Raw genomic sequence first — 20,021 nt, 5'->3', positions numbered from 1 at the left:
CTCACGAGTCTACGTGCTGAGTCGATGCTCCCCGTGCGAGCGCTGTGCCCGACGCGAGCTCCTGCGTGACCTCGGCGAGCCGGTCGACCCCGCCGTCGCGCAGGGCGCGCACGAGCGCGGTGCCGACGATCGCGCCGTCCGCGTACTCGAGGACGCCGGCGATCTGCTCGGCCGTGGAGATCCCGATCCCGACGCAGGCGCGCCCGGCGCCGTGCTCGCGGAGGCGCCCGACGAGGGTGCGCGCGGCCTTGTCCAGCTCGGCGCGCTCGCCCGTGATGCCCATGGTCGAGACGGTGTACACGAACCCGGTCGACGACGACGTCACGAGGTCGAGGCGCTCGTCGGTCGAGGTCGGCGCGGCCAGGAACACCCGGTCGAGGCCGGTCCTCTTGCTGGCCGCGATCCACTCCGGGGCGGCCTCGGGCGTGATGTCGGGCGTGATCAGGCCCGCTCCCCCGGCGGCGAGCAGGTCGTCGGCGTAGCGGTCGACGCCGTACTGCAGCACGGGGTTCCAGTAGGTCATCACCACGACCGGGGCGTCGACGGCGTCCGTGATCGCCTTGACCGCGGTGAACAGATCGCGCATCCGGAACCCGCTGGCCAGCGCGGCCTGCGTGGCCTCCTGGATGATCGCGCCGTCCATCACCGGGTCGCTGTAGGGCGGACCGAGTTCGATGATGTCGACCCCGTTGCGGGCGAGCGCGATGGCCGCCTCGATGCTCGTGTCCAGATCCGGGTAGCCGACGGGCAGGTAGCCGATGAAGGCGCCGCGACCCGCGTCGTGCGCGCGCTGGATCGCCTCTTCGACACGGCTCATGCTTGTGCGGCTCCTTCGTCGTATAGCCCGAAGTAGCGGGCCGCGGTGTCCATGTCCTTGTCGCCGCGCCCGGAGAGGCAGACGGCCAGGATCGCGTCGGGACCGAGCTCCTTGCCGATCCGGATCGCCCCGGCGAGGGCGTGCGCCGACTCGATCGCGGGGATGATGCCCTCGGTGCGGCTGAGCAGACGCAGCGCCTGCATGGCCTCGTCGTCGGTCGCCGGGATGTACTGGGCGCGGCCGATGTCGTTCAGCCAGGAGTGCTCCGGACCGACGCCCGGATAGTCGAGGCCGGCCGAGATCGAGTGCGACTCGATGGTCTGCCCGTCCTCGTCCTGCAGCACGTACGTCCGCGCACCGTGCAGCACGCCGGGGCGGCCGCGTTCGATCGAGGCCGCGTGCTTGGGCGTGTCGACGCCGTCGCCGGCCGCCTCCACGCCGTACAGGCGGACGCCTGCGTCGTCGAGGAACGCGTCGAACATGCCGATCGCGTTGGATCCGCCGCCGACGCATGCGAGGACCGCGTCCGGCAGGCGCCCCGCCTCGTCGAGCAGCTGCTGCCGGGCCTCCTCGCTGATGATCTTCTGGAAGTCGCGCACCATCGCCGGGAACGGGTGCGGGCCCGCCGCCGTGCCGAAGATGTAGTTCGTGGTCTCCACCGTGGCGACCCAGTCGCGGTACGCGTCGTTGATCGCGTCCTTCAGGGTGCGCGACCCGGTGGTGACCGGGACGACCTCGGCGCCGAGGAGGCGCATGCGGGCCACGTTCAGGGCCTGCCGCTCGGTGTCGACCTCGCCCATGTAGATCGTGCAGTCCAGGCCGAACAGGGCGGCCGCGGTGGCCGTGGCGACGCCGTGCTGGCCGGCGCCGGTCTCCGCGATCACGCGCGTCTTGCCGAGGCGCTTCGTGAGCAGCGCCTGGCCCAGCACGTTGTTGATCTTGTGCGAGCCGGTGTGGTTCAGATCCTCGCGCTTGAGGAAGACCCGCGCGCCGCCGGCGTGCTCGGCGAACCGCGGCACCTCGGTGATCGGCGACGGGCGCCCCGCGTACGAGTGCAGCAGCCGGGCGAGCTCCGCCTGGAACTCCGGGTCGGCGATCGCCGCGTGGTAGGCGTCGGTGAGTTCGTCGATCGCGGCGATGAGCGACTCGGGCATGTACCGGCCGCCGAAGTCTCCGAAGAACGGCCCTGGCTGGTCGCGCAGGCTCATGCTCATGATCCGGCCTCCAGGAAGGAACGAAGAGTGGTGATCGGGTCGCCCGTCACGAGCGCCTCGCCGATGAGCACGGCGTCGGCGCCGGCCGCGCGGTAGTGCGCGACGTCGGCGGGCGTGAGGACGGCGGACTCGGCGATCTTCACCGCGGAGGACGGGATCCGGTCGACGAGACGGCCGAACAGGTCGCGGTCCAGCTCCATGGTCTTCAGATCGCGGGCGTTCACGCCGATGAGGGAGGCGCCGAGGTCGATCGCGACCTCGAGCTCCTCCGCGGAGTGCGTCTCCACGAGCGGGGTCATGCCCAGCTCGAGGATGAGCGCGTGCAGGCGCTCCAGGGTCGCCCGGTCGATCCCCGCGACGATGAGCAGCGCGAGCGATGCGCCCGCGGCCCTCGCCTCGAACACCTGGTACGGCGTCGCGATGAAGTCCTTGCGCAGCACGGGCACGGAGACCGCGGCGGTGACCGCCTCGAGGTCGGCGAGGCTGCCGCGGAAGCGGCGCCCCTCGGTGAGCACGCTGATCGCGGACGCGCCTCCCTGCTCGTACAGCGACGCCTGCAGAGCGGGATCCGGGATCTCCGCGAGGGCGCCGCGGGACGGGCTCGCGCGCTTCACCTCGGCGATGATCTTCACCCGCTCGGCGGGAGCCAGAGCGGCACGCGCATCGAGGGCGGGGGCGCGATCGAGTGCGGCGCGCTCCACGATCGCGAGGGGACGCTCCTGCTCGCGACGGGCGGCGTCCTCGACTGCGCCGGCCGTGAGGTCGGCGAGCACCATTAGTGCCCCTTCGGCTGGTACTTCGGGCCCTTCACGCCGTAGCCGGCCTTCGCGAGCACCCAGCCCACGATCGCGCCGACGACGATGAGCACGACGCCCACCCACACCACGACGGGGACCTCGAGGAAGAACGCGGTCGTGCCGACGGCGAAGCCGAGCAGCATGATCACCACGGCGGTCCAGGCGGCCGGCGAGTGTCCGTGGCCGGGGTCGGCGATGGGGTTGGTCATGTTCTCCTCCAGCGTGCAGTGGGTCGTGGTCAGTCTATCGGGATCGCGGCACCCGCCACGGTCGCCGGGCGGGCGTGGTCGTCATGGGTCGGGCTGCGTGCAGCCTGGGCTGGGTCAGCGCGTGGGGTCGCTGCCGCGGCTGAGCTCGTCCCAGCTCTCCACGGCGTCGACGGGGCCGTCCTTCGGGGTCGGTGCGGTTCGGTAGCGGCGTCCGCCCGAGCGCCAGCCGCCCGCCGTCACGACGGCGAGGACGCCGCCGAGCACGAGCACGACCCAGCCGACGAGTGCGAGCCACGGCCACGCGGTGACCCCGATCGCGCGGATCACCGCGGTGAGCGCCGTGTCGCCGGCCAGGCCGGTCGCCTTGGTCAGCGCGGGCGCCACCGCATCCAGCGGGTGCTGGAGCAGGATCCGGCCGGTCAGGACGAGCATGAGTGCGCCGACCGCGAGGGCGAGGGCGGCGAACACCCGGCGCATCACCGGACCGACGAGTGCCAGTGCGGCGCAGAGCGCGAGCGCGGTGAGGCTGAGCGGGGCGAGCACGGGCAGCGCGGCGTTGCCGGCGACCTCGAGCGGCTCGCCGCCGTCGGTGCGGGCGACGTCGAGCCAGGTCTGCGTCGAGGACAGGATCCCGACGCCGCCGGCGACGAGGATCAGCAGCAGGCTCGTCGACTTGGCACGGCGTGCGCGCGGGGCCATCACTCCCCCGCCTGCGACTCCGCCGCGCCCTCGCCGTACGGTTCGAGCGCGACGACCGCGTCCAGGTCGCGGCCGTCGAAGCAGGTGCGGGTGCCGGTGTGGCAGGCCACGCCGATCTGGTCGACGAACAGCAGCACGGTGTCGCCGTCGCAGTCCACCTTCGCGCCGCGCACGTGCTGCACGTGACCGGACGTGTCGCCCTTGCGCCAGTACTCCTGGCGCGAGCGCGACCAGTACGTGGCGCGGCCGGTGGTCAGCGTGCGCCGCAGCGCCTCCTCGTCGGCCCAGGCCAGCATGAGCACCTCGAGCGTGTCCCACTGCTGCACGATCACGGGCACGAGGCCCTGGTCGTTCCAGGCGACGCGGGCGAGGTCGGCGTCGATCCGGTTCTCGCTCATCGCACCAGCACCCCTGCCTCGCGCAGCGACGCCTTGACGTCGCCGACCGTCAGAAGGCCGGAGTGGAAGACGCTCGCGGCGAGCACGGCGTCGGCGCCGGCGGCGATCGCCGGGGCGAAGTCCGCCGCGGATCCGGCTCCGCCCGAGGCGATCACCGGAACGCTGGAGATCTCCCGCATGAGCGAGACGAGCTCCAGGTCGAAGCCGTCCTTGGTGCCGTCCGCATCGATCGAGTTGACCAGCAGCTCCCCGGCGCCGCGCTCGATCGCCTCGCGCGCCCAGTCCACCGCGTCCAGATCCGTCTCGGTGCGGCCGCCGTGGGTGGTCACCACGAAGCCGGAGTGGGTGCGCGGGCTGCGCTTGACGTCGAGGGAGAGCACGAGCACCTGCGCGCCGAACCTGTCCGCGATCTCGCCGACCAGCTCGGGGCGGGCGATCGCGGCGGAGTTCACACCGACCTTGTCCGCGCCGACGCCCTGCAGCCGGGCGACGTCCTCCACGGAGCGGACGCCGCCGCCGACGGTGAGCGGCACGAAGACCTCCTCCGCGGTGCGCTGCACGACGTCGTAGGTCGTCGCGCGGGCGTCGACGGTCGCCGTCACGTCGAGGAAGGTGATCTCGTCCGCGCCCTGGTCGGCGTAGAACCGGGCGAGTTCGACCGGATCCCCCATGTCGCGGAGGTTCTCGAAGTTCACGCCCTTCACGACGCGGCCGCCGGCCACGTCCAGGCACGGGATGACCCGCGCGGTGAGGGCCATCAGAGCCTCGCGGCGTGGATCGCGGTGACGAGGATCGCCCGCGCGCCCAGCGCGTAGAGCTGATCCATCACCTGGTTCATGCCGCGGCGCGGGATCATCACCCGCACGGCGACCCAGGCCGGGTCGCGCAGCGGCGAGACGGTCGGGGACTCGCGTCCCGGCGCGATCTCGGCGGCCTGCTCGACGAGGTCGGCGGGCAGGTCGAAGTCCAGGAGCACGAACCGGTGCGCGACCATCACGCCGCGCAGGCGCCGCAGCAGCGTGTCGGTGCCCTCGACGTCGCCGGGCCGGCTGATCAGCACGGCCTCGGACTCGATGATCACCGGGCCGAAGATCTCCAGGCCGGCCTGGCGCAGGGTGGTCCCCGTCTCGACGACGTCGGCGATCACGTCGGCGACGCCCAGGCGCACGGCGGACTCGACGGCGCCGTCCAGCGGCACCAGTTCGGCCTCGACGCCGTGCTCGCGGAGGAAGTCGTCCACGAGGCCCGGGTAGGCCGAGGCGACGCGCACGCCGGCGAGGTCCTGCACGGTGCGGAAGCGTCCGGGCGGGGCGGCGAAGCGGAAGGTGGAACGGGCGAAGCCGAGCTGCTCGATCTCGCGCGCGTCGGGACGGCGCACGTCGCGGAGCAGGTCGCGCCCGGTGATCCCGACATCCAGCGCGCCGGAGGCGACGTAGGTGGCGATGTCCCGCGGGCGCAGGAAGAAGAACTCGACGTCGTTCTCGGCGTCGACGACGTGCAGGGTCTTGGCGTCGCGGCGGCCGGCGTATCCGGCTTCGGCGAGCATCTCGGCGGCGGTCTCGGACAGCGATCCCTTGTTCGGGACGGCAATGCGCAGCATGAATGGGTCTTTCGTCGGAAGCGGGAGGTCGGAACGCCTCACAGATGTCGGTAGACGTTCTCCAGCGTCAGCCCCTTGGCCAGCATGAGCACCTGCAGGTGGTACAGCAGCTGGGAGATCTCCTCGGCCGCGGCCTCGTCGCTCTCGTACTCGGCGGCCATCCACACCTCGGCCGCCTCCTCCACGATCTTCTTGCCGATCGTGTGCACGCCCGCGTCGAGTTCGCGCACGGTCCCGGATCCCTCCGGGCGCTCGGCCGCCTTGCGGCCGAGCTCGGCGAACAGTTCGTCGAAGGTCTTCACTCGACCAGGCTACCGGCTCGGGCGAGGCCCCGGAGCCGCGTGACCGCGGCTTCGACGTCGTCGGCGCCGTACACGGCGGATCCGGCGACGAAGGTGTCGGCCCCGGCGCGTGCCGCCTGCTCGATCGTGCTGTCGGAGATCCCGCCGTCGACCTGCAGCCAGACGTCCGATCCGCGGCGCTTCGCCTCGTCGGCCAGCGCGCGCAGCTTCGGCATGGTCTCGGGCATGAAGCCCTGACCGCCGAAGCCGGGCTCGACGGTCATCACCAGGATCTGGTCGAACTCGTCGAGGATGTCGTACAGGCCCTCCCCCGCGGTTCCGGGCTTGATCGCGACGCCGGCACGCGCGCCGATGCTGCGCAGCCGCCGGGCCAGCGCGACCGGATCCGCCGCCGCCTCGAGGTGGAACGTCACGCTCGCGGCGCCCAGCTCGGCATACCCGGGCGCCCAGCGGTCGGGGTCGGTGATCATCAGGTGCACGTCGAGCGGGATCGGGCTCGTCGCCTGGATCCGCTCCACCATCTGCGGGCCGAACGTGAGGTTCGGCACGAAGTGGTTGTCCATCACGTCGACGTGCGCGAAGTCGGCGGTCGCGATGCGGGCCAGGTCGGCCTGCATGTTCACGAAGTCGGCGGCGAGGATCGACGGGTTGATGCGGGGCGCGGGAGGGAGTGCGGGCATGCGCCCATTATCGCGGGCGCGTATCAGCGGAGGCTTGCACGACGCCGGCGGGCGATCTCGTGTGGGGCGCCGATCAATAGGCTCGACCCATGCAGAGCTTCGGCGAAGTGCTCCACGACGTCGCACCGCGCGCACTCGTCGCGACGAGTCGGCGAATGCTCATGAACACCACGGTGCTGGTCGGCGACGGCGAGGCGCTGCTGGTCGATCCGGGGTGGCTGCCCGACGAACTCGACGCACTCGCGTCGGCCCTCGCCGCCGAGGGGCTCTCGGTGATCGGCGGATTCGCCACGCACGCGCATCACGACCACCTGCTCTGGCACCCCGGCCTGGGCGCGGTACCGCGGTACGCGTCACCTCGCACTGCGGAACTCGCCGTCAGCGAGAGGAGCACCCTCGTGAAGTGCCTCGACGCCGACTTCCCTGCGGATCTGGTCGAGCTGATGGGGCGCGTGACCGGTGCCGACGAGATCCCGGAATCGTCGGTGCCCGAAGGGTTCGAGATCGAGCCGATCGTCCACGACGGGCACGCGCCGGGGCACACCGCCCTGTGGCTGCCCCGTCAGCGCCTACTCATCGCCGGCGACATGCTCAGCGATACGGAGTTGCCTCTCCCGTTCTCCCCGGACGATCTCGATTCGTATGTCCAGGCGCTCGACCGACTGGCCCCGTACGCGGACATCGCCGAGGTCGTGGTTCCCGGGCACGGCCACGTCGGCCGGGACGCGCGTGCGCGCCTCGACGCCGACCGCCGCTACATCGATGACATGCTCCGCACCGGCGCTTCGGACGACCCACGGGTCGCGAGTCCCGACATGGCCGACGAGTACGAGCACATGCAGCGACTCGTCGGGCACGACTGAGTCGGAACGACCCGATTCCCCAGGCAGGCGGCTGTCTCTCATCCGCCTGACGACAGGTCTCAGGATTCTTCGGGCTCCCCAGGAGCGAAGCGTTTCAGGCGCGCTTGCGGATCAAGGACAGGAACATCGCGTCGGTGCCGTGGCGGTGCGGCCAGAGCTGGGCGTGGCCGGATCCGGCGGCCGGGGCCGGCAGATCGATCGGGCTCCGCGACACGGCACGGATGGCCGCGCGGGCGTCGAGCTCCTCGACGTCGGCGCGGTCGCGGAGCACGGTCTGCACGACCGCCGCGGTCTCGGCGAGGTGCGGCGAGCAGGTGACGTAGGCGAGGATCCCGTCCGGGGCGAGCGCGTCGAGCGCCGCGGTGAGCAGCTCCTCCTGCAGCCCGGCGAGCTCCGGCACGTCCGCGGCGGTCTTGCGCCAGCGCGCCTCAGGGCGGCGGCGCAGCGCGCCGAGCCCGGTGCACGGGGCGTCGACGAGGATCCGGTCGTAGACGCCGGCGCGTGCGGCGGCGAGGGCCCGGCCGTCCTCCTCGGCGACCTCGACGTGCAGCGGCACCGGGGCGACGGCCCTGCGGACCAGCCCTGCGCGGGCCGGGACCACCTCGTTCGCGTCGAGCGTGGCGCCGCCGCGCAGAGCCTCGGCCGCGAGCAGCGCCGTCTTGCCGCCCGGGCCGGCGCAGAGATCGAGCCAGCGCTCCCCGGCGCGGATCGGCCGAGCGCCGGCGAGGGCGAGCGCGACGAGCTGCGAACCCTCGTCCTGCACGCGCACCCGGCCCTTGTTCGCGGCCACGACCGCGCCGGGGTCGCCGCCGGCGGATCCGAAAGCCGTCGCCGCGTACGGACGGTGCGGATCCTCCGGCTCGGCGAGCCCGGGCAGCGCGACCAGGGTGACCTCGGGGGCGGCGTTGTCGGCGGCGAGCAGCGCCTCCAGCTCGTCCTCCCGGCCCTCGGCGGCGAGGGCGCGGCGGAACGCGCGGATGATCCAGACCGGATGCGCGTAGCGCAGGCCGAGCCGCTCGTCGTCGGAGCGGGCGGCCGCGGCGATCACGTCCATCCATTCCTCGGCGGAGCGCGCCGCGACCTTGCGGAGCACCGCGTTCGCGAAGCCGGAGGCCCCGCGGCCGGCGATGAGCGCGACGAGGTTCACGGACTCGTTCACGGCCGCGTGCGTGGCGACGCGGGTGCCGAGCAGCTGGTGCACGCCGAGGCGCAGCGCGTCGAGCACGGGTGCGTCGATCGTGACGATGTCGCGGCCTGCGGCGTGGGCGATCACCGCATCGTAGGTGCCCCGCTGCCGGAGGGTGCCGTAGGTGAGCTCGGTGGCGAGGGCGGCGTCCGCGGCGGACAGCCCGGCCTCGCGGATGGCGCCGGGCAGGAGCAGGTTCGCGTAGGCGTCCGAGGCGCTCACCGCACGGATCACGTCGAAGGCGACCCGGCGGGCCGGCTGCACCTCGCGCGAGGCCTCGCGGCGCGGCTTCGGGGCGTGCGAGCCGGACCCCCGGCCGCTTCGTCCTGCAGCCTTGCCCTGGTCGCGGCCGTGCCGCTGCGGGCCGGTCATGCGCCGAGCCGCACGGTCGAGCCGGCGCCGGCGCGCAGACCGCGGAACCAGTCCGCCGCGGCCATCACCGGTCTGCCCGCGGGCTGGACGCGCACGAGCAGCAGCGGGTCGGTCGCGGTGCCCACGAGCACACCGCGCTTGACGCCGCGGAGCTCCCCCGGCGCGAGCGGATCCGCGTCGGCGGCCCGGGCCAGTTCGCGCACCTTGAGCGGGGCGCCGTCGATCGTGGTGTGCGCGCCCGGCTCGCTCGTCACGCCCCGGTAGCGGGCGAACACGGCCGCAGCGGGCTCGGTCCAGTCCAGCAGCCCGTCGGACAGATCGAGCTTTGCGGCGTGCGTCGGCTCGCCCTCCTGCGGGACGGGGCGGGCGGTGCCGGCGGCGATCGCCGCGACCGCCGCGGCGGTGAGCCCCGCGCCGTCCTCGGCGAGGGAGGCGAGCGCGTCGTCGGCGGTGGCGTCGTCGGCGACCGGGAAGACCTGTACGGCGTGCACGGCGCCGGCGTCGAGCGCCGGGACCAGCTGGAACACGGTCGCCCCCAGTTCGGCGTCGCCGGCGATGAGGGCGCGCTGCACGGGCGCGGCGCCGCGCCAGGCCGGCAGCAGCGAGAAGTGCAGGTTGATCCAGCCGTGCGCCGGGGTGCTCAGGAGCGGTTCGCGCACGAGCCCCCCGTAGGCGACGATGACGCCGAGCTCCGGGCGCAGCGCCGCGATGCGGCCGGTGGCGTCCTCGTCGAGCCGGGCGGCCTTGATGACGTGGATCCCGAGAGCCTCCGCCTCCTGCGCGACCGGCGACGGGGTGAGGATCCGCTTGCGCCCCAGCGGGGCGTCCGGTCGGGTGACGACCGCGACGATCTCGTGCTCGGCCGCGAGCCGGCGGAGTGTGGGGACGGCGGCCGCCGGGGTGCCGGCGAAGACGAGGCGCATGAAGGTCCTTCGGAAGGGGTGGAGCGGGTGGTCCTGGCGGATCAGAGGTCGGGTTCGATGACGTCGAGCCTCACCGAGAGCGTAGTCCGTGCCGTGCGTCCGCGACCCCGGCGGCGCCCCGTCGCCTCGGCCACGACGGCCGCCCGGAGCGTCTCCGCGACCCGGGTGCCGTCGGCGTACGGGAACCGCACGAGCGCGCGCTCCCGTTCGTCCTCGCCCTCGATCGGGATGGGGCCCAGCACGGCGTCCGAGGGCAGCTTCAGCGCGGCGATGTCCTCGAGGGCACGGCGCACCCCGGGGCCCGTCCCCTCCAGCTGCGCCACGCGCACGGCCGGCGGCATCCGCAGCGGCGCGCGCTCGGCGAGCTCGCTGCGCGCGTACGCCGGCTGGGACCAGGTCGCCAGGGCCCGGGCCACGCCGCCGTCCACGCCGACGAGGTGGATCGGCGCGCCGGGCGCGGCGAGGGCGGCGGCGTTCGACCACCACCGCAGGCAGGACTCGCCGATCCGCAGCTCCGGCGCCTGCAGCATCCGGGATCCGTCCAGCAGCACCACCGCGCGGTAGCCGCCCTCCGCCTGAGGTTCGGCGCCTCGGGTCGCCACGACGAGGGCCGGTCTCGCGTCCACACGCTCGACCGGGTGCGCGCCGTCGGCGACGATCACCCGGATGCCCGGAAACGCGCGACCGAGCTCCTCGGCGGTGCGTTCGCTGCCCGAGGCGGCCAGGCGCACGGTCTCGCCGCCACACGATCCGCAGGCCCAGGAGCGTGCGGCGCGGCCGCACCAGGCGCACACCGGGGTCGCCCCGCGATGCGCCGCCCCGAGGGGGCCGCCGCAGGCGCGGCAGCGGGCGGGGGCCCGGCAGGACGCGCAGACGAGGGTCGGCGAGAAGCCGGGGCGGGCCACCTGCAGCAGCACCGGACCGGTCCTCGCGGCCTCGCGCGCGGTCAGGAACGCGCGGGACGGCAGACGCTGACCGCGGCGATCGAGGTCCTCGGGCGAATCCAGCACGACGCGCGGCAGCACCCTCCGCTCCGCCGTGACGGATCGGATCCAGCCCCCCTCGACGAGACGCTCCACGTCGGTGGTCCGCGTGTGCCCGGCGAAGAGCAGCACGGATCCCTCCCGCTCCTGCCGCAGCAGGGCGGCATCGCGCGCGTGCACGCCGGGCGCGAGGGGTTCGGCGAGCAGACTGTCGCCGTCGTCCCAGATCGCGACGAGGCCCGCCGCGACGGGCGCATACACGGCGGAGCGGTTCCCGACGACGATGCAGGGTGCGTCCTCCAGCGTGCGCAGGTAGGCGCGGTACCGGTCCGGGTTGCTCTGCCGGGAGTCCAGGCGCGCGACCGGCGCCCCCGGCGCGAGTGCCTCGAGCGCCGCGAGGAGCACGTCCAGATCGCGGTAGTCGGGCACGACGAGGATCGCCGAGGAGCCGTCAGCGAGCGTCCGGGCGCCGACCGCGGCCAGCAGCCGCGACCACTCCGGATGCCCATCGGCGCCGGGCTGCGGGATCGCCTCGACGGCGGCCCGCTCGTTCTCGGCGAGCACCTCGGCGAGACCGGCGTAGGCGGCGATCGTCGCCGCGACGGCCGCTGCCGGCTCGAACCGGGCACGGGCCTCTTCAGTGTCGCCGGTCGTGTCCGCGTCATCCGTCGACGGCTCGCCGGTCGTGTCCGCGTCATCCGTCGACGGCTCGCCGGGCTGCTCCGCTCCGGCCGCGAGCCAGGCCTTCTCCACGCGGACCTGCCGCTTCGGCACGATGAGCCGCAGCACGTCCGACGCGCTTCCCGCCGCACGGTCGGCGACGCGCCGTGCGAGGGAGTGCAGGCGCTCCGGCAGCACGCGCGCCGCGGACACGACCGTGTCGATCTCGGCGAGGGTGCGCGCCGGATCCTGCTCCGTGCCGAGCTCGACGATGTAGGCGTCGATCATCCGACCCGCGGAGCGCAGCGGCACGCGTACGCGCACGCCCGGGACCGCGTCGGCGATCAGCTCGGCCGGGATCTCGTAGTCGAACAGCCGGTCCAGCTGCGGCACCGGCGAGTCCAGCAGGACGCGCGCGATCGGCCGGCTCATCGACGGATCCGGGGAGGGGGCGTCAGAGGCCCGCGGCGCGGCGCAGGTCCTCGGCGCGGGTGGTCTGCTCCCAGGTGAATTCGGGCAGTTCGCGGCCGAAGTGTCCGTACGCGGCGGTCTGCCGGTAGATCGGGCGGAGCAGGTCCAGCTCCTCGATGATCGCCTGCGGGCGCAGGTCGAAGACCTCGCGGATCGCGCGGGTGATCACGTCGTCGTCGACCTTGCCGGTGCCGAAGGTCTCCACGTAGAGGCCCACGGGGTGCGCGACGCCGATCGCGTACGCGACCTGCACCTCGAGGCGCTCCGCGAGCCCGGCGGCCACGGCGTTCTTCGCGACCCAGCGCATCGCATAGGCGCCGGACCGGTCGACCTTGGACGGATCCTTGCCGCTGAACGCGCCGCCGCCGTGGCGTGCCGCACCGCCGTAGGTGTCGATGATGATCTTGCGGCCGGTGAGGCCCGCGTCGCCCTTGGGACCGCCGATCACGAACGGGCCGGCCGGGTTGATGTAGGGGTCCTTCAGACCGTCGAGGTCGAGCCCGGTCGTGGCGAGGACCGGGTCGATCACGTGCGCGCGCACGAGGGCCTTCAGCTCGTCCTGCGAGACGTCGGGGTGATGCTGCGTCGAGAGGACGACTGCGTCCACCGTCTTCGGGGTGAACCCGTCGTAGCCGAGCGTGACTTGGGTCTTGCCGTCGGGGCGCAGGAACGGCAGCGTGCCGTCGCGGCGCACCTCGGTGAGCCGCTCCGACAGCCGGTGCGCGGTCCATGCCGCCATCGGCATGAGCTGCGGGGTCTCGGTGGTGGCGAAGCCGAACATGATGCCCTGGTCGCCCGCGCCGAGGAGGTCACGCGGATCCTCGGATCCGCCCTCGCGGTTCTCCAGCGCATGGTCGACGCCGCTCGCGATGTCGGAGGACTGCTCGCCCACGGACACGCTCACGCCGCAGGACGAGCCGTCGAACCCGAGGTCGCTGGAGGTGTAGCCGATGCCGTTCACCACGTCGCGGACGATCGTGGGGATGTCGACGTACCCCTCGGTGCGGATCTCTCCCGCCACGTGCACGAGACCGGTGGTGACGAGCGTCTCCACCGCGACGCGTGCGCCGGTGTCCACCGCGAGCAGCCCGTCCAGGATCGAGTCCGAGATCTGGTCGCAGATCTTGTCCGGGTGGCCCTCGGTAACGGACTCGGAGGTGAACAGACGCAGCGCGCTCATCGGTGCTCCCTAGATGTGCCGGGTCGCGGGCAGGTGCTCCGCGGATGACGGACCGGGCGGTGCGCCGGTCCCCAGTATGGACGGAGCCGCCGACATCCGGACGGGATGACGACGGCTCCCCAGAGTGATGCAGAGAGGTTCAGCTCACTCCGCGTGGCGGATGCGGAGCTTGTCCTCGTTGATCTCGTGCAGCGCGATGGTGAGCGGCTTGTCCTCGACCGAGGAGTCGACCAGCGGGCCCACGTTGTCGAAGAGGTTGCCCTCGTGCAGGTCGGAGTAGTAGTCGTTGATCTGACGCGCGCGCTTGGCCGCGTAGATCACGAGCTCGTACTTGGACTCGACACGCTCGAGCAGATTGTCGATCGGCGGGTCGATGATGCCCTGGTTGGTTCCGGCCATGGGTGGACCTCCTGATTCGGGCGACGCATGGTCGCGAGAAGGGTTCGGGCGCGCCGAATGACGTCAGCGCGCAGAGTCTGAGGTCAATTCTACGACCTCGCGGGCGGCGGTCGCGACGTCCTCGTTCACGACGCGGTGGTCGAACTCGCTCTGGGAGGCCAGTTCGACCTTCGCGGTGCGCAGTCGACGGGCCCGCTCCTCGGCGTCCTCGGTGCCGCGGCCGACCAGTCGGTTGACCAGTTCGTCCCACGACGGTGGCAGCAGGAACACCAGATTGGCGGAGGGATCCGCGGCGCGCACCTGACGCGCGCCCTGCAGGTCGATCTCGAGCAGAACGGTCCTGCCGTCCGCGAGCGCCTCCTCGATCGGGCCGCGCGGGGTGCCGTAGCGGAACTTGTTGTGCACCGTGGCGTGCTCGAGCAGCTCGCCCTCGGCGATCATCCGGTCGAACTCGGCGTCGTCGACGAAGTAGTAGTGCACGCCGTTCTGCTCGCCCGGGCGCGGGGCGCGCGTGGTGGCGGACACGGAGAGGTGGATCTCGGGGTGGTTCTCCCGGATGTGCGCGGCGACGGTGCCCTTGCCGACCGCGGTGGGGCCGGCCAGGACGAGCAGGCGGCTGCGGTCCGCGCGCGGCAGGGGCAGCGGGAACCGCGTGTCCAGCCACGTGCGCAGGGCGTCGTGCTGGCGCCGGCCGAGGCCGCCCAGGCGCTTGACGGGCGAGATCTGCAGCTCGGCGAGGATCCGGTCGCGCTTGCCGGCGCCGATCGCGGGCAGGGCGGTGAGGAAGTCCGGCACCCGGAGCGAGCCCGCGGTGGACTCGGGATCCGCCGCGGCGGACGTCAGGACGTCCTGCGGGGCGACGACGCGCATGCTCAGATCGCGCTTGAGCGACGCACGGGCGCGGCGGCGCTCCACTGCGCGTCGTGCCGCGGCAGCACGGTCCACCTCGGGCACCGTGCGCTTCGCCGGTTCAACCACCCATGACCTCCTGATATCGCGCGGCGCGCTCATCGATCGTCGCTGCGATCCGGTCCGGGCCGGCGGACAGGATGCTCCGGCTCTCGGAGGCCAGGACGTTACCTGCCAGCGTACCGAATCTGGCGCGCAGATCCTCGGGCGTCGCGCCCTGGGCGCCGAATCCGGGGGCGAGCAGCGGCACCGTGCGCAGCGTCTCGTCGTCGAGGGCGAAGTCGGATCGGTCGATCGTCGCGCCGACGACGAGCCCGACCGAGCCCAGCACGCCCTCCGCGGCATCGTCCAGGGCGGTCACGTCGCGCGTGACCCGCAGGGCCACGGTCTCCCCCGCGTTCGCGGTCCGCGCCTGCTGGACGCTCGCCCCCTCGGGGTTGCTCGTCGCGGCGAGGACGAACACGCCCTTGCCGACGGGCAGCGCGCGCGAGATGGCCTCGCTGAGCGAGCCGCCGCCCAGGTACGGGCTGATCGTCAGCGCATCGGCCTCGAGCGGCGCACCCGGCTCGAGCCAGGCCTGCGCGTAGCCGGCCATGGTCGTGCCGATGTCGCCGCGCTTGGCGTCGGCGACGACGAGCAGGCCCGCGGCCCGCGCGGACGCCGTGACGTCCTCGAGGGCCGCGAACCCGCGGGATCCGAAGCGCTCGAAGAACGACACCTGCGGCTTCACGATGCCGACGCGGCCCGCGGCCGCCTCGACGACCGCGAGGCCGAAGGAGCGGACGCCGTCCGCCGTCTGCGGCAGACCCCACGCGTCCAGGAGCGCCGCGTGCGGGTCGATCCCCACGCACAGCGGCCCCCGGGCGTCCAGGACGCCCCTCAGCCGTTCTCCGAACGTCTCCGTCATGCGCGTGCTCTCCTGTCGTCGGCATATTCCTGCAGGCTGCGCACCGCGAAGCCCGAGTGGGCGGCATCCATCCCGCTGACCGCAGCGCCGAGCGTCGCGATCGTCGTGAACAGGGCCTTGTCCGCGGCGACCGCCGCGGCCCGGATCTCGTAGCCGTCCGCCCGCGCGGCCCCGCCCGAGGGCGTGTTCACGATGATGTCGATGGACCCCTGGTCGATCAGGTCGACGATGTTCGTCGCCCCCGACTCCTGCGTCTCGCTGTACTTCTCCACGACGGTCACCGGGATGCCGTTGCGGGAGAGGATCTCCGCGGTGCCTGCGGTCGCGACGATCCCGAAGCCGAGCTGGTGCAGCCGGTGCGCCGGGAGGATCACGGCGCGCTTGTCGGCGTCGGCGACGGAGATGAACACCGTGCCCGAGGTGGGCGTGCCGCCGTAGGCCGCGGCCTGGCTCTTCGCGAACGCGGTCGGGAAGTCGCGGTCGATGCCCATGACCTCGCCGGTCGAGCGCATCTCCGGGCCGAGCAGGGAGTCGACGATCCGGCCGTCCGCGGTGCGGAACCGTTTGAACGGCAGAACCGCCTCCTTGACCGACACCGGCGAGCCGAGCGGCACCCGGGATCCGTCCTGCGCCGGCAGCAGCCCCTCGTCCTTCAGCTCTGCGATCGTCGATCCGGACAGGATGCGGCTCGCGGCCTTCGCCAGCGGGATCCCCAGCGCCTTCGACACGAACGGCACCGTGCGGCTCGCCCGCGGGTTCGCCTCGATCACGTAGAGCACGCCCGCGCTGATCGCGAACTGCACGTTCAACAGGCCCCGCACGCCGACGCCCTCGGCGATCGCGAGGGTGGCCTCGCGCACGCGGTCGATGTCGGTCCGGCCGAGCGACACCGGCGGCAGGGTGCAGCTGGAGTCGCCGGAGTGGATGCCGGCCTCCTCGAGGTGCTCCATGACGCCGCCGATGTAGAGCTCCGCGCCGTCGTACAGGGCGTCCACGTCGATCTCGATCGCGTCGTCGAGGAAGCGGTCCACGAGCAGCGGCTTGCCCTCCTCGATGATCACCTCTCCCGCGGTGCGCACGAAGTAGTCGCGCAGGGCCGCCGTGTCGTAGACGATCTCCATGCCACGCCCGCCGAGCACGAAGCTCGGGCGCACGAGCACCGGGTAGCCGATCTCCTCGGCCACCGCGACGGCGCCGTCCACGTCGATCGCCGTGCCGTTGCGCGGGGCGACGAGCCCGGCGTCGTCGAGCAGACGCGAGAACAGCTCGCGCTCCTCGGCGAGGTCGATCGCATCGGGGCTCGTGCCGAGCACGCGGTAGCCCGCGGCCTCGATGCCCTTCGCGAGACCCAGCGGGGTCTGCCCGCCGAGCTGGCAGACGACGCCGAGGATCTCCCCGCTCTGCGCCTCGGCGTGCAGCACCTCGAGCACGTCCTCGAGCGTGAGCGGCTCGAAGTACAGCCGGTCGGAGGTGTCGTAGTCGGTGGACACGGTCTCCGGGTTGCAGTTCACCATGACCGTCTCGAAGCCGGCGTCCGACAGCGCGAACGAGGCGTGCACGCAGGAGTAGTCGAACTCGACGCCCTGCCCGATGCGGTTCGGGCCGGATCCGATGATGACCACCTTGGTGCGCTCGGACGGCTCGACCTCGGTCTCGCTGTCGTAGCTCGAGTAGTGGTAGGGGGTGAGCGCAGGGAACTCCCCCGCGCAGGTGTCGACGGTCTTGTAGACCGGGCGGATCCCGAGCCCGTGCCGGACGCCGCGCACCTCGGCCTCGCTGAGACCGCGGAGCTCGGCGAACTGGGCGTCGGAGAAGCCGTGGTCCTTGCCGAGGCGGATCGTGTCGGTGTCGAGCTCCCCCGCGGTGCGGATCTGCTCGGCGACCTCGTTGATCAGCACGATCTGGTCGAGGAACCAGGGGTCGATCGCCGTGGCGTCGAAGGCCTGCTCGATCGTCGCGCCCTTGCGGAGGGCCTGCTGCAGCACCACGATCCGGCCGTCGGTCGGCGTCTTCGAGATCTCCAGCAGCTCCTCGACCGACCGGGGCTCGTGGCCCCAGTGGAACGAGGATCCGCGCTTCTCGAGTGAGCGGAGCGCCTTCTGCAGGGCCGTGGCGTAGTTCCGTCCGATCGCCATCGCCTCGCCGACCGACTTCATGGTGGTCGTCAGGGTGGCGTCGGCGGCCGGGAACTTCTCGAACGCGAACCGCGGCGCCTTGACGACCACGTAGTCGAGCGTCGGCTCGAAGCTCGCCGGAGTCACCCCGGTGATGTCGTTCGGGATCTCGTCGAGCCGATAGCCGAGCGCGAGCTTGGCGGCGAGCTTGGCGATCGGGAATCCCGTCGCCTTCGACGCGAGCGCCGAGGAGCGCGACACGCGCGGGTTCATCTCGATGACGATGACGCGGCCGTTGGCCGGGTTCACCGCGAACTGGATGTTGCAGCCGCCGGTGTCGACGCCGACCGCGCGGATGATGTCGATGCCGATGTCGCGCAGGTTCTGGTACTCGCGGTCGGTGAGCGTGAGCGCCGGCGCGACCGTGATCGAGTCGCCGGTGTGCACGCCGACCGGGTCGACGTTCTCGATCGAGCAGACGACGACCGTGTTGTCGGCCGTGTCGCGCATGAGCTCGAGCTCGTACTCCTTCCAGCCGAGGATGGACTCCTCCAGGAGCACCTCGGTGGTCGGCGAGTCGTGCAGGCCCGCCCCGCCGATGCGGCGCAGGTCCGCCTCGTCGAACGCGAAGCCGGATCCGAGCCCGCCCATCGTGAAGGACGGGCGGACGACCAGCGGGTAGCCGAGCTTCTCGGCCCCGGCCAGGAGCTCGTCCATGCTGTGGCAGATCACGGACGCGGCCACGTCGGCGCCCGCATCCAGGACGAGCTGCTTGAAGATCTGGCGGTCCTCGCCCTTCCGGATCGCGTCGACCTTCGCGCCGATCAGCTCGACGTCGTACTTCTCCAGGATCCCGCGCTCGTGCAGCGCCATGGCGGCGTTCAGGGCGGTCTGTCCGCCGAGGGTCGGCAGGATCGCGTCCGGCTTCTCCTTGGCGATGATCGTCTCGATCACCTCGGGGGTGATCGGCTCGATGTAGGTCGCGTCCGCGAAGTCCGGGTCGGTCATGATCGTGGCCGGGTTCGAGTTCACCAGGATGACGCGCACGCCCTCCTCGCGGAGCACGCGGCACGCCTGGGTGCCGGAGTAGTCGAACTCGCAGGCCTGGCCGATGACGATCGGGCCGGATCCGATGACGAGGACGGAGGTGATGTCGTCGCGCTTCGGCATCAGTTCACCGCCTTCCGGGTCTCGAGCACCAGATCTCGGAAGCGGTCGAACAGGTAGTTGGCGTCGTGCGGGCCGGCCGCGGCCTCGGGGTGGTACTGCACCGAGAACGCCGGGATGTCGAGCGCCCGCAGGCCCTCGACGACGTGGTCGTTCAGGCCGACGTGGCTGACCTCGACCTTGCCGTAGCCGTTCGGGCTGTCGAACGAGCCGTCGATCGGCGCCTCGACCGCGAAGCCGTGGTTGTGCGCGGTGATCTCGACCCGACCGGTGGCCTTGTCGAGCACCGGCTGGTTGATGCCGCGGTGGCCGAACGTGAGCTTGTAGGTGCCGAGGCCCAGCGCCCGGCCGAACAGCTGGTTGCCGAAGCAGATGCCGAAGTACGGCAGCCCGGCGTCGAGCACCTCGCGGAGCACGGCGACCTGCGCGTCGGACGCGGAGGGATCCCCCGGGCCGTTCGAATAGAACACCGCGACCGGCTCGATCGCGGCGATGTCCGCGAACGTCGACGACTGCGGCAGCACGTGCACGTCGAAGCCGCGGGCGGCGAGGTTGTCGAGCGTGGACTGCTTGACGCCGAGGTCGAGCACGGCGAGGTTGCCGATCCGCTCCCCCGTCGCCGGCGTCACCTGCACGCTCTCGACCGAGACGGCGGCGGACAGGTTCTGCCCGGTCATCTCGGGCGCCTCGGTCACCCGGCGCAGCTGCTCCTCGGGGTCGAGGGCCGCGTCGGCGCCGGAGAAGATGCCGCCGCGCATGGATCCCGCAGACCGGATGTGCCGGGTGATCGCGCGGGTGTCGATCCCGCTGATCCCGACGATGCCGTCGCGGACGAGGCTCTCGTCGAGCGAGCCGTCGGCGCGCCAGTTCGACACGACGCGCGAGGGGTCGCGCACGATGTAGCCGGCGACCCAGATGCGGCGGGACTCGGGGTCCTCGTCGTTCATGCCGGTGTTGCCGATGTGGGGTGCGGTCTGCAGCACGATCTGGCCGGCGTAGGACGGGTCGGTGAGCGTCTCCTGGTAGCCGGACATGCCGGTGGCGAAGACGACCTCGCCGAGCGTCGTCCCGAGCGCGCCGTAAGCGCGGCCGGTATGGCGTGTGCCGTCCTCGAGGACGAGGACCGCGTGGGCGGTGGTGTGGTTCCCCGGGCGTGAGGAATCGGTCATGG

The 20,021-nt window shown here is 72.5% G+C and carries 20 protein-coding genes; 1 reads left to right on the top strand and 19 read right to left on the bottom strand.

Going from position 1 to position 20,021, the window contains the following annotated elements; translation table 11 throughout:
* Window position 1 precedes the first annotated feature (1 nt).
* The 10 genes from trpA to rpe all read right to left on the bottom strand — a co-directional run bounded on the left by trpA (window position 2) and on the right by rpe (window position 6,716).
* The gene (trpA, locus tag RBR11_RS02635) at window positions 2-817 is read right to left on the bottom strand and encodes a tryptophan synthase subunit alpha (protein ID WP_308487731.1); all 816 of its coding nucleotides are present in this window, start codon (window positions 815-817) and stop codon (window positions 2-4) included.
* A complete protein-coding gene (gene trpB, locus RBR11_RS02630) occupies window positions 814-2,025 on the bottom strand; it encodes a tryptophan synthase subunit beta (protein WP_308487800.1) in 1,212 nt (403 codons plus the stop codon). The genes trpA and trpB overlap by 4 nt, the downstream gene beginning before the upstream one ends.
* Before the next feature lie 2 nt (window positions 2,026-2,027).
* The gene (trpC, locus tag RBR11_RS02625) at window positions 2,028-2,804 is read right to left on the bottom strand and encodes an indole-3-glycerol phosphate synthase TrpC (RefSeq protein WP_308487799.1); all 777 of its coding nucleotides are present in this window, start codon (window positions 2,802-2,804) and stop codon (window positions 2,028-2,030) included.
* A 2-nt stretch (window positions 2,805-2,806) separates the two neighbouring features.
* On the bottom strand, window positions 2,807-3,037 hold the full coding sequence (locus RBR11_RS02620; protein ID WP_308487730.1) for a DUF6704 family protein: 231 nt from the start codon (window positions 3,035-3,037) through the stop codon (window positions 2,807-2,809).
* Window positions 3,038-3,151: 114 nt separating this feature from the next.
* Entirely contained in the window at window positions 3,152-3,736 is a 585-nt protein-coding gene (locus RBR11_RS02615; protein ID WP_308487729.1) for a Trp biosynthesis-associated membrane protein, read from the bottom strand.
* Window positions 3,736-4,134 (bottom strand): phosphoribosyl-AMP cyclohydrolase, encoded by a 399-nt coding sequence (gene hisI, locus RBR11_RS02610; protein WP_308487728.1) that lies wholly within the window; start codon window positions 4,132-4,134, stop codon window positions 3,736-3,738. Before hisI ends, RBR11_RS02615 begins: the two co-directional genes overlap by 1 nt.
* Window positions 4,131-4,892, bottom strand: coding sequence for an imidazole glycerol phosphate synthase subunit HisF (gene hisF, locus RBR11_RS02605; RefSeq protein WP_308487727.1), 762 nt, complete (start codon window positions 4,890-4,892; stop codon window positions 4,131-4,133). The genes hisI and hisF overlap by 4 nt, the downstream gene beginning before the upstream one ends.
* Complete coding sequence (hisG, locus tag RBR11_RS02600) at window positions 4,892-5,734, bottom strand: ATP phosphoribosyltransferase (RefSeq protein WP_308487726.1); 843 nt, start codon at window positions 5,732-5,734, stop codon at window positions 4,892-4,894. The genes hisF and hisG overlap by 1 nt, the downstream gene beginning before the upstream one ends.
* A 38-nt stretch (window positions 5,735-5,772) precedes the next feature.
* Complete coding sequence (locus tag RBR11_RS02595) at window positions 5,773-6,036, bottom strand: phosphoribosyl-ATP diphosphatase (protein WP_308487724.1); 264 nt, start codon at window positions 6,034-6,036, stop codon at window positions 5,773-5,775.
* Window positions 6,033-6,716 carry a ribulose-phosphate 3-epimerase gene (gene rpe / locus RBR11_RS02590; protein WP_308487723.1) on the bottom strand — a complete coding sequence of 228 codons (684 nt, stop codon included), beginning with the start codon at window positions 6,714-6,716 and terminating at the stop codon, window positions 6,033-6,035. The genes RBR11_RS02595 and rpe overlap by 4 nt, the downstream gene beginning before the upstream one ends.
* 89 nt (window positions 6,717-6,805) lie before the next feature.
* Here rpe and RBR11_RS02585 point away from each other — a divergent pair, with 89 nt between their 5' ends.
* Window positions 6,806-7,579, top strand: coding sequence for an MBL fold metallo-hydrolase (locus RBR11_RS02585; protein WP_308487722.1), 774 nt, complete (start codon window positions 6,806-6,808; stop codon window positions 7,577-7,579).
* A 94-nt stretch (window positions 7,580-7,673) separates the two neighbouring features.
* On the opposite strand, the gene RBR11_RS02580 is transcribed toward RBR11_RS02585, so the two are convergent.
* From RBR11_RS02580 to carA, 9 genes are all read right to left on the bottom strand, one after another.
* Complete coding sequence (locus RBR11_RS02580) at window positions 7,674-9,137, bottom strand: RsmB/NOP family class I SAM-dependent RNA methyltransferase (RefSeq protein WP_308487721.1); 1,464 nt, start codon at window positions 9,135-9,137, stop codon at window positions 7,674-7,676.
* A complete protein-coding gene (gene fmt / locus RBR11_RS02575) occupies window positions 9,134-10,060 on the bottom strand; it encodes a methionyl-tRNA formyltransferase (protein ID WP_308487720.1) in 927 nt (308 codons plus the stop codon). Before fmt ends, RBR11_RS02580 begins: the two co-directional genes overlap by 4 nt.
* Before the next feature lie 41 nt (window positions 10,061-10,101).
* Window positions 10,102-12,135 carry a primosomal protein N' family DNA-binding protein gene (locus RBR11_RS02570; protein ID WP_308487719.1) on the bottom strand — a complete coding sequence of 678 codons (2,034 nt, stop codon included), beginning with the start codon at window positions 12,133-12,135 and terminating at the stop codon, window positions 10,102-10,104.
* 22 nt (window positions 12,136-12,157) lie between these two features.
* On the bottom strand, window positions 12,158-13,354 hold the full coding sequence (gene metK / locus RBR11_RS02565) for a methionine adenosyltransferase (protein ID WP_308487718.1): 1,197 nt from the start codon (window positions 13,352-13,354) through the stop codon (window positions 12,158-12,160).
* A gap of 144 nt (window positions 13,355-13,498) precedes the next feature.
* On the bottom strand, window positions 13,499-13,753 hold the full coding sequence (gene rpoZ / locus RBR11_RS02560) for a DNA-directed RNA polymerase subunit omega (protein WP_193598895.1): 255 nt from the start codon (window positions 13,751-13,753) through the stop codon (window positions 13,499-13,501).
* 63 nt (window positions 13,754-13,816) lie between these two features.
* Window positions 13,817-14,764 (bottom strand): guanylate kinase, encoded by a 948-nt coding sequence (gene gmk, locus RBR11_RS02555; protein WP_373889756.1) that lies wholly within the window; start codon window positions 14,762-14,764, stop codon window positions 13,817-13,819.
* A complete protein-coding gene (gene pyrF / locus RBR11_RS02550; protein WP_308487716.1) occupies window positions 14,724-15,569 on the bottom strand; it encodes an orotidine-5'-phosphate decarboxylase in 846 nt (281 codons plus the stop codon). Before pyrF ends, gmk begins: the two co-directional genes overlap by 41 nt.
* Complete coding sequence (carB, locus tag RBR11_RS02545) at window positions 15,566-18,853, bottom strand: carbamoyl-phosphate synthase large subunit (RefSeq protein ID WP_308487715.1); 3,288 nt, start codon at window positions 18,851-18,853, stop codon at window positions 15,566-15,568. The genes pyrF and carB overlap by 4 nt, the downstream gene beginning before the upstream one ends.
* Window positions 18,853-20,019, bottom strand: a complete 1,167-nt coding sequence (carA, locus tag RBR11_RS02540; protein WP_308487714.1) for a glutamine-hydrolyzing carbamoyl-phosphate synthase small subunit — start codon at window positions 20,017-20,019, stop codon at window positions 18,853-18,855. Before carA ends, carB begins: the two co-directional genes overlap by 1 nt.
* Window positions 20,020-20,021: the final 2 nt, after the last annotated feature.

It is taken from the genome of Microbacterium capsulatum (genome assembly GCF_030865425.1).
Taxonomy (GTDB): Bacteria; Actinomycetota; Actinomycetes; order Actinomycetales; family Microbacteriaceae; genus Microbacterium; species Microbacterium capsulatum.
The sequence above is the reverse complement of the archived record's forward strand: the minus strand, read 5'-3'. Positions and strand labels throughout refer to the sequence as shown.